Origin of the sequence: Marinomonas sp. THO17 (genome assembly GCF_040436405.1) — a bacterium.
GTDB lineage: Bacteria > Pseudomonadota > Gammaproteobacteria > Pseudomonadales > Marinomonadaceae > Marinomonas.
On sequence record NZ_AP031575.1, the window covers coordinates 3,021,952 to 3,038,598 of the forward strand.

At 44.4% G+C, this 16,647-nt stretch carries 15 protein-coding genes; 7 read left to right on the plus strand and 8 right to left on the minus strand.

Annotation, left to right across the window (positions count from 1 at the left end; translation table 11 throughout):
* Window positions 1-66: 66 nt before the first annotated feature.
* The 8 genes from ABXS85_RS14420 to ABXS85_RS14455 all read right to left on the minus strand — a co-directional run bounded on the left by ABXS85_RS14420 (window position 67) and on the right by ABXS85_RS14455 (window position 6,907).
* Window positions 67-1,086 (minus strand): LPP20 family lipoprotein, encoded by a 1,020-nt coding sequence (locus ABXS85_RS14420; RefSeq protein ID WP_353667219.1) that lies wholly within the window; start codon window positions 1,084-1,086, stop codon window positions 67-69.
* Window positions 1,086-1,712, minus strand: a complete 627-nt coding sequence (locus tag ABXS85_RS14425) for a penicillin-binding protein activator LpoB (protein ID WP_353667220.1) — start codon at window positions 1,710-1,712, stop codon at window positions 1,086-1,088. Before ABXS85_RS14425 ends, ABXS85_RS14420 begins: the two co-directional genes overlap by 1 nt.
* A 71-nt stretch (window positions 1,713-1,783) precedes the next feature.
* Entirely contained in the window at window positions 1,784-3,463 is a 1,680-nt protein-coding gene (locus tag ABXS85_RS14430) for a hypothetical protein (protein ID WP_353667221.1), read from the minus strand.
* Between the two features lie 234 nt (window positions 3,464-3,697).
* The gene (secB, locus tag ABXS85_RS14435) at window positions 3,698-4,162 is read right to left on the minus strand and encodes a protein-export chaperone SecB (protein WP_353667222.1); all 465 of its coding nucleotides are present in this window, start codon (window positions 4,160-4,162) and stop codon (window positions 3,698-3,700) included.
* Window positions 4,163-4,229: 67 nt separating this feature from the next.
* Window positions 4,230-4,484, minus strand: a complete 255-nt coding sequence (grxC, locus tag ABXS85_RS14440) for a glutaredoxin 3 (RefSeq protein ID WP_353667223.1) — start codon at window positions 4,482-4,484, stop codon at window positions 4,230-4,232.
* An 8-nt stretch (window positions 4,485-4,492) separates the two neighbouring features.
* Entirely contained in the window at window positions 4,493-4,912 is a 420-nt protein-coding gene (locus ABXS85_RS14445; RefSeq protein ID WP_353667224.1) for a rhodanese-like domain-containing protein, read from the minus strand.
* A 132-nt stretch (window positions 4,913-5,044) separates the two neighbouring features.
* Window positions 5,045-5,845, minus strand: coding sequence for a DUF1338 domain-containing protein (locus ABXS85_RS14450; protein ID WP_353667225.1), 801 nt, complete (start codon window positions 5,843-5,845; stop codon window positions 5,045-5,047).
* 192 nt (window positions 5,846-6,037) lie between these two features.
* Window positions 6,038-6,907, minus strand: a complete 870-nt coding sequence (locus ABXS85_RS14455; protein ID WP_353667226.1) for a LysR family transcriptional regulator — start codon at window positions 6,905-6,907, stop codon at window positions 6,038-6,040.
* Window positions 6,908-7,083: 176 nt separating this feature from the next.
* Between ABXS85_RS14455 and ABXS85_RS14460 the strand changes: the two genes are divergently transcribed.
* The 7 genes from ABXS85_RS14460 (at window position 7,084) to ABXS85_RS14490 (ending at window position 16,211) form a co-directional block, all read left to right on the plus strand.
* Window positions 7,084-8,628, plus strand: coding sequence for an aldehyde dehydrogenase family protein (locus ABXS85_RS14460; RefSeq protein ID WP_353667227.1), 1,545 nt, complete (start codon window positions 7,084-7,086; stop codon window positions 8,626-8,628).
* Window positions 8,629-8,676: 48 nt separating this feature from the next.
* Window positions 8,677-9,948 carry an FAD-binding oxidoreductase gene (locus ABXS85_RS14465; RefSeq protein ID WP_353667228.1) on the plus strand — a complete coding sequence of 424 codons (1,272 nt, stop codon included), beginning with the start codon at window positions 8,677-8,679 and terminating at the stop codon, window positions 9,946-9,948.
* Between the two features lie 145 nt (window positions 9,949-10,093).
* On the plus strand, window positions 10,094-11,002 hold the full coding sequence (locus ABXS85_RS14470) for a LysR substrate-binding domain-containing protein (RefSeq protein WP_353667229.1): 909 nt from the start codon (window positions 10,094-10,096) through the stop codon (window positions 11,000-11,002).
* Between the two features lie 91 nt (window positions 11,003-11,093).
* Complete coding sequence (gene gpmI, locus ABXS85_RS14475) at window positions 11,094-12,620, plus strand: 2,3-bisphosphoglycerate-independent phosphoglycerate mutase (RefSeq protein WP_353667230.1); 1,527 nt, start codon at window positions 11,094-11,096, stop codon at window positions 12,618-12,620.
* A gap of 7 nt (window positions 12,621-12,627) precedes the next feature.
* Window positions 12,628-13,761: a peptidoglycan DD-metalloendopeptidase family protein gene (locus tag ABXS85_RS14480; RefSeq protein WP_353667231.1), complete on the plus strand. Its 1,134-nt coding sequence runs from the start codon at window positions 12,628-12,630 to the stop codon at window positions 13,759-13,761.
* Window positions 13,762-13,782: 21 nt separating this feature from the next.
* Window positions 13,783-15,054, plus strand: a complete 1,272-nt coding sequence (locus ABXS85_RS14485) for a S41 family peptidase (RefSeq protein WP_353667232.1) — start codon at window positions 13,783-13,785, stop codon at window positions 15,052-15,054.
* Window positions 15,055-15,113: 59 nt separating this feature from the next.
* Complete coding sequence (locus ABXS85_RS14490) at window positions 15,114-16,211, plus strand: divergent polysaccharide deacetylase family protein (protein WP_353667233.1); 1,098 nt, start codon at window positions 15,114-15,116, stop codon at window positions 16,209-16,211.
* The last annotated feature ends 436 nt before the right edge of the window (window positions 16,212-16,647 follow it).

Below are 16,647 nucleotides of genomic sequence, written 5' to 3' on the forward strand. Positions count from 1 at the left end.
AAAAAAACGACCTCAGAATATCTCTATGAAGACTATTCTGAGGTCTTTTTTTATGACTGAGCTGTATTATTCGATACGCGTTAGCCAGGTAAACATAGCGTTGATTGCTTGTTTTGACCAATTATTAGTGGCCATTTCTGTGGCTCTTTTCTGGTCTTTAGCAATGCCGCGGGCACTGACTGTCCAAGACGCCAAAGGAGTATTGTCTGGGCCATATAAGGCAAGCGTGCCTTCCTCAAATACGTAAGATCGCCCAGACTGAATTTCACTGTGTTGAGAGGTTTGGCTACTAAGGCGAAACACCGCAGGGGATTTGGCAGTAAAACCATACTCAGATAAGGCGCTGGCCAGTGCATTGGCCTGATTGGTTTGAGATGCGTCCATACCGTAATACTGTAATGCCTGACTCAATTGTATTTCAATTTGCTCAACCTGATCACTGGCACGACCCGCAAGCTGGCGCTCGGTCGAGTAGAGTTGCAATTCTTCTACATAGGATTGACGTTGTGCAAAAGCTGGAATCAAGCGCATATAGATAGGCCAATCTTGAGTTGCAGCTGTTTGACTGGCATCTGTGGTCAGCCCTGCGGCCAGTTTTTTTATCGAACTGTCTTGTGCTGCAATAGCTTGCTTTAAGCGAGTGACAATACGCGCTCTATCAATGGACTGTAAGGCGTAAACATATTTTTCACCAGCGAAGCGTTGTTCGTTAACTGCTTGTTCCAACTCAATTGGCGCTGTGGCGATTTGAGTGTAAGCGGTTTGAATTTTAGCAACTTGCTCATTGCCATTGTTCGAGGTGACTTGTGTATTTTGTGTACTCACCTGACTGACTTGGGTCTTCAGCTGTTGGGCTATTTGTGCATTACCATTTTGCTCAGCTTGAGCAAAAGCTAGGGCCAGATTGTCTATTTTAGGAGCACTACCAACTCCATAGATATGAGTTGAGCTTTTAGGTGGTGAGCTTACCCAATCTGGCAACACCTTAGTGGCTTTACTAGTTTGGCTAAAACTGCCAAAACACCCACTCAGGCTGGCAGCAATACCAGCCCATAATAAACACTGAGTTGTGCGCGATACAGTCATTAGAAGAAGCCTTTATCGGCTAACTTTTTGATTTTCTTTTGACCATTCCAGACTTCGCGATTGGTGGTCATGTCAATCAATTTTAGATCCACCTGGTAGAAGCTGACACGCTGATCGCCATTGGAATCAACAATGGAATTAATGGTACCTGATAAAGCAAATCCGGCGCCTTGTTCCAAACCAAATTGAGCAGCTGTACCCGGCGCCGCATTCAATTCTTGGTCTTCGCGTTCGCTGCGAATGTCATCACGTTCTGCCCCTGACACGACGAAGTCCACTTTTCCGGCACGCAATAAACTACGCTTAATATCATTGATGAAGGTATCTACCGGAATGTGTTCAGAAGATTTATTACGAATCGTTTGAATGATGACAGTAGGTTTACCTTTTTGTGTGAAATTGAAGTCACGGAACCAAGGAAACGTTAGCATATCATTCATCATCTCCTCGGCCACGAGACGTGAGTCGGTATCGTTCCAACGATCAGATAAAGCCACTTCTTCATTGTCTCCGAGGCGTTTTACACTGCCGCTGCAAGCTGTCAGCATCAATGCCAACATCAGGGTCAGTAGTTTATGCCATGAAAAAGCTTGCCAATGTACTGTGGATGTCAGTTGGTTTTTCATCGTCTTTTCCTTATGTCACCTTGTGAACAGTGCGTCAACAACCCTAAATAATCTGGGTTAGTGTAATCAATTTAGTATGGGTTACGTAAGTTCCATACTTTAATTTCATTATTCTTGAGCTGTGTTTTGCCCAATGTAAAGCTTTTGCCATTGGTTTCATACTCAGGGCTATACTCTCCGGCGCTCAGAGCTTGGCGCGTTAATCTTACTTGTGCGGGTAAGGTTAGCCAATTGCGAGTATCCGCAGCAGAAGAGGCCACGACTGTGACTTGGCCGATCAAATTGAGCAGTAAGGATGCGCTGTCGTCTTGAATTTCTGACGAGACTCGGTAAGCCAGCCAAGTACGAATGAATTCACGTATCATGCTTTCATAAATATCTCGTTGCGCATTGGCAAGTTGATCTTGGAAAGCAATGTCGGCTAACGACGTCATACGCAAACTGTCGAAGCTTTGCAAAGAAGAGTGCTGAGGGAAAACGAGCTTGGTCGGGTGAGAATCTAAGGTGAAGCGACGATAGTAGGGCACGGTAACTCGGATGGCTTGTGAGGTCAGCATTTCATCGATCTTCGCTTGTTTGAGTTGCCCCCAAACACCTGATCCTAAGATGACGCGTTTAGTAAACACACCAGAAAATGCGTTCCAAGCACCGCCCACTTTATAATTGGCAATCATATTAAGTGGATTGATGTCAGCATACACCATAGTAAACCAACGAAACGCATCGTTGTCTTCCATGCGGCCACCACCATGAAGCGGTTCAAGTACCAAGCTGGTTGATAAAGGGTCTGCATAGAGTGATAAAGAAAGCTCACTTTTATCTGGCATAAAGCCCTGATGTTCCAAAATAACCAATTCAGCGTCTTTGTCTTGATAGGTTTTCAGTACCTTTTGCATGGATGCAGAAAGATGTTGCTGAATGGCTGAATCGATTTCGGCACTGCTGAAACCGCCTTTTTGCATCATACGAATGGTGTCTAACCAAGCTCGTTCCGCCGTCATTGGGCTGAGTTCGTATTGTTTGGCGTAACCCGCTTCATAAAGTTCTGCCGATTTCTGATAGCTAATGCGGGCATCATCGTATTCGCCACTGATTTCGTATTGCAGCCCCGTCATGTAGCGCGCCCAGGCGTCATCACGATATAGGAAGTTATCACGGTTTAAACGGCCTGTGTAAAAGCTGCTTAACCAGCGCATGGCCTTTTCATAAAATGCGCTGTTTTTTTGAGCATCTAACTCTTGATAGCTAGGTGTTTGAGCTGCAATTTCGTTGAGTTTTATATCAATTCGGCGTACTTCAACGAGAGCAGCATCTAATAATTGTTGTCTGGCTTGGCGAGAGGTGGCTTTTTCTGATAAGGCCAGATAATTGAGAGATTTTAAATAACTGATGTAGACTCTTTCGATACCATTACCGCGGTAATTGCTTTGTCTTGGGTTGCTTAATAAGGCCCAAGAGCGGTTTGTTAAACTTTCTTGTAGAAAAGTATCGCTGAGCCTTTCCGCCTGTTCTAAGAGCTGGTTGCTGCGCTGGTAGTCCCCCTGATTTTGCGCCAGAGTACCTATCTCCAGGTAATACAAGAGTTTGTCTTGGCTATTATCCAGAGCGTCACGAAGAGGCGCTTCAGCGGCTTGCCATTCTCCTTGTTTGGCCAAGATTAAACCATCGTCTATGTCTTCTCGGTAGGTTGCACAGCCTGATAATAGGATGATGTGTAGGCCAAGCAATAGCCAGTAGTTTATCTTGCTCACTCTAGTATCCTTTTGCTAGAAATTGATTCACTATCAGTAGGCCAAATAAGGCAAAACAACAGAGATACAAAAGTAGCCAGCGGGCTTTGAGACAATTAGGGCAAGGTTTTTTCTTTTTTCTCATCACAGCATCCATTTGAGATACACATCACACCTTGTTAGTGTGAACTCTTCTTATGCTATAAAAAAAGGAGGCCGAAGGCCTCCTTTTTTTACACAAATTTGTTTCAATTCTTACTGTGCTGTTTCAGTCTTCTGTTTTTGCAAGCTTTCAACATATAAAGCGTCAAAGTTGATTGGAGCAAGCATGATGGCTGGGAAGCTGCCTTTTACAACAATCGCATCGATGTTTTCTCGTGCGTATGGGAACAGAGTGGCAGGACAAAAAGCGCCTAGTGCATGATGTAATTGTTGGTCGTCCAAGCCAGAAATAACGAATAAACCACCTTGTTGAATCTGCACTAAATAACCTGTTTCACCGCCATTTTTTACTGTCACCGTGATTTCTAGTACGACTTCGTACACGTTCTCACCAACCTGGCGGCTTTTGGTATTAAGTTCAAGACCAACTTCTGGTTTCCATTCTTCTTGGAAAATCATAGGGGCACGTGGTGACTCGAAAGAAATGTCTTTCAAAAAGACACGTTGAAGAGACAATTGTGGTGTTGGAGCTTCTTGAGTTGCAGCGCTATCAGACATGCTAGTTCCTTGTTTGAATCGTTAAATGTGTTATTTCTATTGTTTATTGTGCGATAGGGAGAAGGCTTTACTGAGTCAGTAAAGTGTCTAACTTTTGTTCACGCTCCAGCGCGTAAAGATCATCGCATCCACCAATGTGTTGTTCGCCAATCCAGATTTGTGGAACGGTATGACGGCCACTTTTTTCCATCATTTCCTGACGAAGTTCCCGTTGACCATCCACACGAATTTCATTAAAGGCCACATTTTTTGCACTTAACAGTTGTTTCGCTCTGACGCAAAATGGGCAGTAGTCGCTTGAATAGATAGTTACCGTGGCCATAATTCACATTAACCTTTCACTAATGGGAGGTTTGACGATTGCCATTCGGCAATGCCGCCTTGCATCTTGTATACCTTGCCAAAGCCCTCTTTTTTTAGATCTTTAGCACTTGGGCCGGCAGTGATGCCAGACTTACAAACCAAAATGATGGGGGTATCTTTGTATTTCTCAAGACGATGTAAACTTTCTTTCATTTTGGTGGCTGGGATGTTTAAGGCACCAGTGATATGGCCAGCGTTGAATTCTTTTTCCGTACGGATATCCACCACAAGGGCATCTTGTGTGTTCATCATATTGGTTGCTGTGGAAGGCGTCACGCCCTGAGCGCCACCTTTTCGTTCGACGAAAATTAAGGTGATCAGAATAGCGAAGAAGACAGCCACCATCTCCCAGTGGTTGATCGAAAATTCAATAAGTTGATTCATCATAATTGTATAGCCTATTTTTAAACTGGGTGCATTATACACGGCAAGATGAATCGGTACATACTCAGACTAGGTGGTAGGCTAAAAATTCAGTCACAGCTTTTCATACTGTGACTGAATGAAGTTAAAACTAATCTATGAGTTGGTAGAGTCAAAAATTTTATCGGCATTACCTTCAATAAAACTGTCGAACAAGTTACCGTCTGGCATGGCATGACGATGTGCAAATTCGTAGAAACAGCTGGGTATACTGACTTTTTGGTTATCACAAAAATGGTACTGAATCTTATCTGCCATGGTGGAAGATTGCTCTAAAAAGAGGTCAGCGGAGCCTTTTACTAAACCGCCTACTTGGTTCAAGGAATAGCCTTGTTCCAATAACAGTTGATTAACAGATTCTATGTTATTGAGTTTGTTTAGATGGTTAATACTGACCGTGAAATGATTGGCTTGTAATCCCATGCTGGTTAACCAAGCTGCGTATTCGCTGTGTTTGGCAAGGGTCTGATAATCTGCGTGACTAGGTGTTGACCACAGAAGACCCGCGTAAAAAATGCTTGGATCCTGTACTGCGTCAGCAGGAATTTGAGCGATGTACTTGTGTAATATCTCCTGACAAGAAGTCGGTAATTCTTCTATTAATAATTCTGAGAGAAATATTTTAGGTGCGTCTTGATCTTTTGTATGACGATAGCAACGCGCTTTTAAATGTTTGTTTTCAAAACGAAAAGCCCCGTACGCTTGGTAGCCTAGAGCGAGCAGTTGTGGCTCTAGTTTGTCTAAAGAAATAGGAGAGTTATTAAAGGTGCGAAATGCCACATGGTCATTCACAACTTTTTCTCCCATATTGAGGAATAAGTTTTGAATGCTCAAGGCCTGTGGGGTGACCTTGATGTATTGTTGCCACAAAGCGTTGAAAAAATCCTGATACGCCATGCAAAGACTCCAAATAAGGTGATGTTAATAAATAAGAATTATCTCACTCTACTGTAAAAGCCAACACAATCACAAAAGCAAAAAAGGCATTTGATGATGCAAAAATGTTTTATGAAAGCATATGTGAAAAGTCTTCATGGGGCTAACAGTGTTGAGAAAATTCGCAACTCTAATAGCCGTTTTTTTTGTACTTTAGCTGACAGTGTCTCTTTTTGCTCTTTGAGGAGTAAATAGCTGCTGTTTGGCTGCCAATATGGTGTTGATTAAGTGAGCAGGAAAACTGCGATTTTTAGGGTGAGCCAAACCAACGACACGTTTTAGCTTTACGTCATTTAAAGGGCGCAAACACAAGTCGGCGCGTCCTCTTGAAGAATGTTCAGGAATCAGCGAGATACCTAAACCTGCAGCCACCAAGTCCAATGCGTATTCTTCGGTTTTGACCTGCGCGCGAACATCCGTTGTCAATTCTTGCTTTTGCATTAAATAGTTCCAAGATTCAAGAATGTCGCAGGGTGTTCTTGAAATGAAAGGTTGTTTATCAATTTGCTTAAGTGACACGGAAGGAAAGTCCGCCAACCAATGATCTAAAGGCATGGCGATCACATAATCGTCCTCCCACAAGGGATAAAATACATCCTCCTCAGTGGTGTATCTGTGGCAGGTAAAGCGTAAGTCTGCGGTTTCCGACTCGTCTACCAATTTCAACGTTAATCCTGTTACCTCATCCAACATGGTTTTAATAACTTGACTGATGAGAGCCCCAGAGAGAAAAGGTGCCAATGAAATAGACAAAGAGAGGGGGGTGGGCGACTGACTGAATAACTGCTTCATGGTGCTCATGTCACTGACCATTTTGCATGCATGAGGGTACAACTGGCTGCCGCTGTCGGTTGCCGAAACGCCTTTGGAATGTCGTACGAAGAGCTTGGTGCCCAAGTCCTCTTCCAATTGCACCAAGGTATTGGATATAGAGGGTTGCGCAACAAAGCAGCGCTTGGCGGCGGCGCTTAGACTGCCTTCTTCGTACACGGCGATGAAATAACGTAGCGATCGAATGTCCATGTTAGCCCCTGCTGATCAAGTCCTTTAAATATACCTATAGCCATCTATGTTTGCTATAGGAGAAAACTAGACCCTTACCAGTAAAAGCATATTTCTCATTATTGGCGTGAGTGCGATAAGGTGATGACAACGTATTTTTAAACCTTACCGATCAAATTATTATTTAGGGGTTAATCATGTCACTGTCTTGCTTGGAAACCTTGGGCGTTACTTCTCTTGTCTCTGGTGATACTTACTTTAGTGTCTTAACGGGAAACCAAAAGGTGTTAGGGGAAGGGGACAAGTTTTCAGTTCGAAGTCCAATCGATGGCAGCACTTTATCTAGCTTTGCCAATGCCACTCCACAACAATTACAAAGCGTAAATCAAGATCTGCAAGAGGCTTTTAAAGCCTTGCGTGTTATACCGGCACCACGTCGCGGTGAATTAGTACGTCGTATTGGTGAAGAAGCGCGTAAGTATAAACAGGAATTGGCGCAAGTCATCTCGCTGGAAGCGGGTAAAATCATGCCGGAAGCTCTTGGTGAAGTGCAAGAATGGATCGATGTATGTGACTTTGCTGTAGGTCAGTCGCGCATGCTACACGGTTTGTCGATTGTTTCCGAGCGTCCAGGCCATCGCATGATGGAACAGTGGCAACCACTTGGGCCAGTAGCTGTCATTACCGCTTTTAATTTCCCAATGGCAGTCTGGTCTTGGAATGCTATGTTGGGACTCATTTGTGGCGATCCAATTTTGCTAAAACCTTCTGAAAAAGCTCCATTGTGTGCTTTGGCCATGTACCAGATTGCACAGAATGTTTTGGCGGATATGCCAGATATCCCCAAAGCTGCTGTGTCTGTGATGATAGGTGGGCGCGATTTGGGTGAAGCCATTGCCGCCAGTGATACTTTCCCTTTGGTATCGGCAACAGGTTCAACGGCTATGGGGCGTGCTGTGGCGCAAACTGTGGCGGCTCGCTTGGGACGTTCTTTATTGGAGCTAGGGGGCAATAACGCCATGATAGTGTCTGATACAGCAGACTTGGAGTTGGCTTTGCGTGCTATTGTCTTTTCCGCGGCGGGTACGGCAGGTCAGCGTTGTACCACTTTGCGTCGTTTGATATGTCATGAATCTGTTGTGGATGGATTGGTGTCTCGTTTGGCAAAATCTTACTCCTCTTTGCCCATTGGCAATCCTTTGACAGAGGGCACTCTGGTTGGTCCGCTGATTGATGAAAACAGTTTTAACAAGATGCAGTCTGCATTAGAAGCGGCCAAAGCCCAAGGCGGTGAGTTGGTGTGTGGTGGTCAACGAGTGACGCAAGGTGTGCCAGAAGGCGGCTTTTATGTGCAGCCAGCCATAGTACGAATTGCTCACGATGCGCCTATTGTTCATGAAGAAACCTTTGCGCCTATTTTGTATGTGCTGACTTACTCAGACTTCGCAGACGCCATTGATATTCAGAATGAAGTGCCGCAGGGCTTATCCTCTGCAGTGTTCACTGAAAGTATGCGAGAAGCTGAGCTATTTATGTCTCCAGCAGGTTCTGACTGTGGTATTGCCAACGTTAATATTGGTACCTCAGGTGCCGAAATTGGCGGTGCATTTGGTGGTGAAAAAGACACTGGCGGTGGTCGTGAGTCTGGGTCGGATGCGTGGCGTAACTACATGCGTCGTACCACCAATACGGTCAATTATGGGGGTGACTTACCCTTGGCTCAGGGCATTGTTTTTGAGTAAAGCTGCTTAAGCTAGGTTCGTAATTCTTTGGCTTTGAGGTGAATGAAAATGACGCAATCTCCTTGTCGATCATTGTGGCGTGACAGTGCGCCTGCGGCGCCTGACTTACCTTCCTTACAAGGCCATCATCAAGTTGAGGTGGTGATTGTAGGTGGTGGTTTTACCGGGCTTTCTACAGCGTTACATCTTGCTAAAGAGGGAGTGTCTGTTGCTGTAGTGGAAGCCAATGAAATCGGCTTTGGCGGTTCGGGTCGTAACGTTGGCTTGGTGAATGCAGGCGTTTGGCTGGAACCGGATTCTTTAGACAAAACCCTTGGTAATGTCGCGGGCAGGCGTATGTATGACGCACTTGCTGTGGCACCAGATTATGTTTTTGATTTGATCGCTGAATATGACATTGCTTGTGAAGCAACGCGTCATGGTACCTTGCATGCCTCGGTGGGCAAATCAGGCTTGGCGCAATTGCAGCGCCGCTGCCAACAGATGCAAGAGCGCGGTGCCCCTGTGTCTTTGCTAAGTGACCAAGAGGCTAAACAACGCATTGGATCAAACAAATTTAATGCCGCCTTGTTTGATCCGAGGGCAGGTACCATTCAACCCTTGGCTTATGTGCGAGGCTTGGCGCGTGCTGCGTTACAAGAAGGCGCGAATATCTTTGAGCAATCCCCTGTAACGGCTATCGAAAAGAGCCATAATGCCTGGCGAGTGTGTTCTGAATTGGGAGCGATACAAGCAGACAAGGTGATTTTGGCAACCAATGCTTATTGTCAGCATGGCGTTGCTAATCAAGCCAGTAAGTTTGTACCCATTGCCTACTCACAACTGGCGAGTAAGCCATTAACGGAACAACAACTTGCCCAGATTTTGCCCAACAAAGAAGGGGTTTGGGATACTTGTACTGTAATGAGTTCGTTTCGCTTGGATCAAGCGGGGCGTTTGATTTTTGGTGGTATGGGGGCTGAAGGGCGAGCTTTATCAAATTGGGCGAGTCAACGTGTTGTTGAGATCTTTCCAATACTTGAAAAAGTAGAATGGGAGTTTTGTTGGACTGGAAACATCGCCTACAGTGCCGATCATTTACCTCATTGTCAGCAGTTACAACAAGGCTTGTTGTCTATCTCGGGTTACAGTGGGCGCGGTATCGGCCCTGGTACGGTATTGGGTGCTGAGTTGGCCGATTGGGTGATGGGTAAACGTGATGAGCTATCTGTGCCTACTTCGACGCTGAAAGACATTCCTTTTCGGGAAATTCAACGACTTTTTTACGAACTGGGGGCACAAACTTATCATTTAGGTCAACAGGCCCATGCATTAAGCTGATTCATGAAAAGAGGTGACTTGGTACTTTTGAGTTGCCTCTTTTTGGTGCATTTTTACGTTATTTTTGCCTTTTATCAGTTGGGAAATGGTGCGTTATAGGATACAGTTGTTGACTTATGTTTTTCACTGATGAGTAACGCTTGGCATGCGTCGTTATATCCCTTCTTCTACGGCTTTAAAATGTTTTGAAGCCTCGGTCAGACATTTGAGTTTTACCAAAGCGGCTGAAGAGTTGCACCTTACCCAGAGCGCGGTCAGTAGACAGATTCGTAATCTCGAAGAATTTCTGTCACGGGATCTCTTTATTCGACTCAATAAGCGTTTGATCCTCACTGGAACGGGAGCGGCTTATTACAGAGAAGTGGTGCCTTTACTGGACAGGATGGAAAACGCTTCTTTACGCATGCTGCACCGAGAAGATGAAAAAACCACTCTGACCATTTCGGCCTTGCCAACCTTGGTGTCTTACTGGTTGATGCCCTTATTGGCCGAGTTTCAGGCGACGCATCCACAATTCCAAATTAAAGTTCGCTCTTTAGATGATGCTGCTAAAATTGATCCTGATGCAGTGGATGTGATTCTGCATTATGGAGGGGATCATTGGCCGCGAGCTATGTCGCATCAGTTGATGCGCGAGGAGGTGGTAGCCGTATGTTCACCCGATTTACTAGAGAAAGTCATGCCTCACAAAATGGATTGGCAAGTTGAAGATGTGGTGAATTTCCCATTTTTACACCTTTCTTCACGCATTAATGCATGGCCGGATTGGATGATGGCTCAGGGGTTAGAAAGTGGCTCTTTTGCTGGTGCTTCTTTTGCTCACTTTCATATGTTGATGGAAGCGGCGAAAAACAGCATGGGGATAGCGATTTTACCCTGTATTTTGGCGCAAAAAAGTTTGCTCAATGGAGAATTGCAAGCACCTTTTGGTGGCCCAGTGACAACGCCTCATGAATATTTGTTGTCCTATCCGGTGGATAAAGCCGATTTGGAACAAGTCATGGTATTTCGTGACTGGTTATTGGCGCGTTTAGCGGCTCATAAGCAAAACTAATGGTCTGAATAGAGAAGGCAGTCTGTAATTAAATTACATGCCTGTGATAGTATCAAATAATAATCATGATCAAGCTTCGGGATAGATTACCATGAATAAAAAGACCACAGCCCTTTTCATCCTTGATGGTTGGGGTTACAGCGAAACCTCAACCTCTAATGCTATTGAAGCAGCCAATACCCCAAATTGGGATAAACTTTGGGCGAATTACCCTCATTCTTTGATCAAAACCTCTGGTCTTGCTGTAGGCCTGCCAGATGGTCAAATGGGTAACTCGGAAGTCGGTCACATGAACATAGGGGCTGGCCGAATTGTTTATCAAAATTTCACGCGCATTGGCAAAGCCATTGAAGATGGCTCGTTTTTCGAAAACGCTGCTTTAGTAGGCGCGGTCGATAAAGCGGTTTCTGCAGGCAAAGCAGTGCACGTATTGGGATTACTTTCAAACGGTGGTGTACACAGTCATCACGAACAAATTATGGCAATGTGTGAACTTGCGGTGAAGCGTGGTGCGCAAAAAGTCTATGTACATGGTTTCACCGACGGCCGTGACACACCACCTCGTTCTGCAAAAGCACCGGTTGCTGAATTAGAAGCAAAATTAGCTGAATTGGGCGTGGGTAAAATTGCTACCCTTACCGGTCGCTATTACGCCATGGATCGAGACAATCGTTGGGAGCGTGTTCAAACCGCTTATAATGCGATTGTGTTAGGGCAAGGTGAAGTGGCACAAAGTGCTGAACAAGCGATCCAAGCCGCTTACGATAGAGATGAAACCGATGAGTTTGTTAAAGCCTCTGTGATAGGTGAAGCCGTGACTGTGGAAGATGGTGATGCAGTGGTATTTGCCAACTTCCGACCAGATCGGGCCCGCCAGTTAACTCGCGCTTTCACTGATGCGGGTTTTGATGGTTTTGAACGTGCCACAGTGCCTGCGCTGTCGGCCTTTGTTACCTTTACAGAATACGCATCTGACATTGTTGCTGATGTGGCTTTCCCCCCAGAAGCCTTGAAAAATACCTTGGGCGAAGTCTTGGCTGGCAGTGGTAAGAAACAATTGCGTATTGCTGAGACAGAGAAATACGCCCATGTCACTTTCTTCTTTAATGGTGGTGAAGAAGCCTTGTTTGATGGCGAAGAGCGAGAGCTGATTCCATCACCTAATGTTGCGACTTACGATTTACAACCTGAAATGAGTGCCCCAGAAGTGACGGATAAGCTGGTGGAAGTGATTGAAGCTGGCAAGTACGACACCATCATTTGTAACTTTGCCAATGGTGATATGGTAGGTCACAGTGGTGTATTCGATGCCGCGGTAAAAGCCGTTGAAGCGGTGGATGCTTGTTTGGGACGTATTATGACAGCCTTAGATCACAATGGTGGTCAGTGTTTGATTACCGCAGACCATGGTAATGTGGAGCAAATGTTGAGTGATGATGGTTCACAACCTTTGACCTCCCACACGAATGGACCTGTGCCTTTGGTGTTGTATTCTGCGGATAAGCGTTTGGCGCTGAAAGACGGTGCTTTATGTGATCTTGCCCCAACCTTGTTGGACATGATGGGCATGGACATACCTGCGGAAATGACAGGTATGAGCATACTAACGCGTTCTTGAGGATAACATGATCGGAATAATACGTTCTTGTTTCGTTTGTCTTTTGCTGCTGCCAAGTGTGATTTTGGCAGTGGGAGAACCGCAAACCCCAGAAGAAGCCAAGCAGCAGATTGAGGCCTTGCAGAAGGATCTTAAAAAGCTCAATACTTGGCTTAAAGAGGTAAAATCAGAACGTTCCGATGTTGAAAAGCAGCTGGAAAGCAAAGAAAGAGACATCCAAGAGCTCCTCAAAAAGATTCAAAGTATTCAGGACGGTCTACAAAAAAGCGAAAAGCAATTAAGTCAATTGCGTATTCAGCAAAAGTCTTTGCAATTAAGTATTCAACAGCAGAACGATCAAATAGCCGCCCAATTAAGGGCGGTTTATCGTTCAGGCAAAGAAGAAAGTATTAAGCTCTTTTTAAATGGTGATAACACCGAAGATTCACAGCGTTTGGTGCAATATAATCGTTACTTTTCTAATGCGCGACAATCCTTGATCAACGGGTTTATTACCGAAGTAAATGATCTGAATCTGGTGGAAAAAAGCATTCGTAGTCATCGTGCACAGCAAGCCAGAGAAGAAGTCGAGTTAAAACAACAACGTCAGGCTTTATTAGGCCAACAAACCGAGCGTCGTAATCTCTTGGTTAAGTTAGACAAAGAGTTGGCTCAAGGCGGTCGAAGAGCACGTCAGATTCAGCAAGATCAACAAGATTTAAAAGACTTGTTGCTGCGACTGGAAGAGGCATTAGCGGATATTCAGATCCCTGATCCAGAAGTGCCATTTGCTTCTTTACGGGGTAAATTAATTAAACCACTCACTAGGTTGTCTGAATTGCGCACCACAGGAATTGATTTAGGTGGCGTAACATTAAAGGCACGAGAAGGTGAGCCAGTTCATGCTATTTCACAAGGACGAGTGGTATTTGCGGATTGGATGCGAGGTTTCGGTTTTTTACTGATTCTCGATCATGGCGATGGTTATATGTCTATGTATGGCTACAATCAAAGTTTATTAAAAGAAGTTGGCGAATGGGTAGGGGCCAATGATATTGTAGCCATGGCAGGCAGTACTGGTGGTCAGCCTGACAGCGCCTTGTTCTTTGCCATTCGCCATAATGGCGCACCCTTAAATCCATTAGCTTGGGTGGCGGGTTAGCATGCTTCTATAGGAATAACTATGATCAAATTGTTTAGTTGTGGTTTGACACTTTCCGTGTTGATGGCCATGACGTCTTTTTCTTTTGCCGCAGATTCACAAGATGGCTCAGTTTTGCCAACCGCACAAATTCAATCTTTTGTTGAAGCCTTTGAGACGATTCGTGAAGGTTATGTGGAAGAGCTCTCTGATGAGGACATTCTCCATAAAGCATTAAAAGGTATGGCTACAGCCTTAGATCCACATTCAGAGTATTTTACCAAAACTGAGTTGTCTGAATTCAATGAGCTCACTTCGGGGAATTATGCCGGTATCGGTGTGGAAGTCGAAATGAAAGACAAACGCCTTACTGTAGTGACGCCCATTGATGGTTCAGCGGCAGCAGAGGCAGGAATTTTACCGGGTGATGTCATAGTGCGTATTGATAATACCCTAATCACGGATTTGGGCATGCAGGACATCGTCACTCTCATGAGGGGAGAAGTGGGTACACAAGTGACTCTAGATATTGAACGTAACGGTAGTATTCAAGAATTTGTGTTGACGCGTCGTATTGTTGAAGACGCCAGTGTGACTTATAAATGGCTAGATGATTCGATTGCGTATTTTCGCATCAGTCAGTTCCAAAGTGATACCTCGAGAGAGTTTGTAAAAGCCATTGAAACACTCAAAGAAGAAAGTGCCATTCAAGGTGTGGTGTTGGATTTACGCAATAATCCGGGTGGTGTTTTGCAAAGTGCGGTTGGTGTGGTCAATGCCTTTATTAATGATGGCATGATTGTTTACACAGATGGTCGTCATAACATGTCGAAAAGTCAGTTTGTTGCGGATCGTGCCAGCACCTTATTAGCGCAAGTACCTGTGGTGGTGCTAGTGAACGATGGCTCTGCCTCTGCGTCTGAAATTGTCGCTGGGGCTTTGCAGGATCATAAACGTGCGGTCATTTTGGGCACCGAAACCTTTGGTAAAGGTTCTGTACAAACCGTGGTGCCTTTGTCGAATGGTGATGCTGTTAAATTAACTACCGCCTTGTATTTTACGCCAAATGGTCGTTCCATTCAGGCACAAGGTATTCAGCCTGATTTGATCATTCCGCAGGCTAAATTGAGCTTTGATGAAGGGCAGTTTTTTATAAAAGAAGCGGAATTAAAAGGGCATCTGGGTAATGGTACTGGCGGAGAAGAACGTACCAGTGCGGATGTAGAAACAGAGATTGCCGACCTTGCTAAGACGGATTTTCAATTGTTTCAAGCTGTTACTATCTTAAAGACGCTACCGAAGCTGATTCAATAGTTGTGATGTACCCACTGAAAAAAAATGCTTTTGATTTGTGCTCAAAGGCAATTGTTGTAATGTTATTGAGCTTGCAGATAGGCTTTTCTCAAGTTGTGATTGCGGGTGACAATAATGCGGAGGAGCAAGCTTCGACGATGTCTTCTCCTGCTCCTATTGAAGACTATTTGGATTGGTCAGAATTGTTACCAATTGAACAAGCTGAGCCAATTTCTCCTCAATGGTTGGGTCCTGTGTTGCCCAAGGCGCAAGATATCCCTCTCATTTTTCCGCTGCAGAAGCCTGTTCAAGATGCTGGGTCTGCGGTTGGTACTGAGCCTAAACCTATTATTGATGCTGAAAAAGCTTGGGAGCCAGTGGTTGCACCGATTTTGCAAGCGCCAGATACGACTCTGAATCAGCAGATTCATGCGCAGGAATGGTTAGATGAATTGACAGATGAGCAGGCTTATCCATTACGTAAACAGGCGGTGGATGAGCATCCAAAACCTTCAAAAATAGCCATTTTGATTGATGACTTAGGTTATAACCGTCGTGGCATGGAAGGATCTTTGGCATTACCCACTGAAGTGGCTCTAGCAATTTTACCTGAAACGCCTTATGCGCAACAAACTGCGAGCAAGGCTCAACAGCAATCTCGTATCACCTTATTGCATGCGCCAATGGAGAATGAGCGCGAGTTAAAATTAGGGCCGGGGGGCTTGTATGCCAAGATGTCTGAGCAGGAACTCAAAGCGGTACTAATAAAAGATTTAGATGGCCTGCCTGGGATTCAAGGTGCTAATAATCACATGGGCAGTTTACTGACCACCAAACCTGAAGCCATGAAATGGGTAATGGAAGTGTTGCAGGAACGCTCTATGTTCTTCATTGACAGCTTAACCAGTCCAAAAAGTGTTGCAGAGCAAACAGCGAAACTGCATGGCTTAAAAACCGTTCGCCGTGATGTTTTTTTGGATAATATCCGTACCCACCAGGCTATCGATAAGCAATTTAATCGTTTGCTTAAATTAGCACGTCGACATGGCAGTGCATTAGCCATAGGCCATCCTTATCCAGAAACATTGGACTATCTTAAACAGAGACTTGCTCAGTTGGAAAAAGATGGCGTTTTACTTGTCCCTTTATCCGCTTTGCTAGAATTGCCTAAAAAATAATATTTTGGACTTTTTTGATATAAAAGCGGACTTTTTTGCAATTATTTTTTTGCTTTTTGTACTAGATTATTAATAGCTTCTCAATGAAATTCATTGAACCCAGTCTTTATCCTCAGATTTCTCTTTATCCTTTATATTCAAAGGATGAAACGAATTTTTATTGTCAGTATAAAATTCTACAAAAAGTCATTTTTTAAGTGATTAAATCTTTATTTTTTCTGCATTCTGGATTTTTGTTTTCCATATTTGCTTTTTTTTAGTGCACTACTATTGACCAAGTAATGTGCAAATATTATTGTTTAGCTTTATTCTAGTGCACATTTCTTGAATAATTGTAGTGAAAGTTCTTTCCAAAATACTATTTTTAGGGGAGTAGTTTTGGTTGGAACGCTTCTTGCTTTTGGATAACAACGATAAAACACAAAACGAGTAGAGG

Excerpts from the sequence above, each read along its gene's own strand:
- ABXS85_RS14485 (WP_353667232.1), top strand. The coding sequence starts at position 13,783 with ATGATCAAATTGTTTAGTTGTGGTTTGACACTTTCCGTGTTGATGGCC.
- gpmI (WP_353667230.1), top strand. The coding sequence starts at position 11,094 with ATGAATAAAAAGACCACAGCCCTTTTCATCCTTGATGGTTGGGGTTAC.
- ABXS85_RS14420 (WP_353667219.1), bottom strand. The coding sequence starts at position 1,086 with ATGACTGTATCGCGCACAACTCAGTGTTTATTATGGGCTGGTATTGCT.
- ABXS85_RS14455 (WP_353667226.1), bottom strand. The coding sequence starts at position 6,907 with ATGGACATTCGATCGCTACGTTATTTCATCGCCGTGTACGAAGAAGGC.
- ABXS85_RS14480 (WP_353667231.1), top strand. The coding sequence starts at position 12,628 with ATGATCGGAATAATACGTTCTTGTTTCGTTTGTCTTTTGCTGCTGCCA.
- grxC (WP_353667223.1), bottom strand. The coding sequence starts at position 4,484 with ATGGCCACGGTAACTATCTATTCAAGCGACTACTGCCCATTTTGCGTC.
- ABXS85_RS14470 (WP_353667229.1), top strand. The coding sequence starts at position 10,094 with ATGCGTCGTTATATCCCTTCTTCTACGGCTTTAAAATGTTTTGAAGCC.
- ABXS85_RS14460 (WP_353667227.1), top strand. The coding sequence starts at position 7,084 with ATGTCACTGTCTTGCTTGGAAACCTTGGGCGTTACTTCTCTTGTCTCT.
- ABXS85_RS14450 (WP_353667225.1), bottom strand. The coding sequence starts at position 5,845 with ATGGCGTATCAGGATTTTTTCAACGCTTTGTGGCAACAATACATCAAG.
- secB (WP_353667222.1), bottom strand. The coding sequence starts at position 4,162 with ATGTCTGATAGCGCTGCAACTCAAGAAGCTCCAACACCACAATTGTCT.
- ABXS85_RS14465 (WP_353667228.1), top strand. The coding sequence starts at position 8,677 with ATGACGCAATCTCCTTGTCGATCATTGTGGCGTGACAGTGCGCCTGCG.
- ABXS85_RS14490 (WP_353667233.1), top strand. The coding sequence starts at position 15,114 with ATGTTATTGAGCTTGCAGATAGGCTTTTCTCAAGTTGTGATTGCGGGT.
- ABXS85_RS14445 (WP_353667224.1), bottom strand. The coding sequence starts at position 4,912 with ATGATGAATCAACTTATTGAATTTTCGATCAACCACTGGGAGATGGTG.
- ABXS85_RS14425 (WP_353667220.1), bottom strand. The coding sequence starts at position 1,712 with ATGAAAAACCAACTGACATCCACAGTACATTGGCAAGCTTTTTCATGG.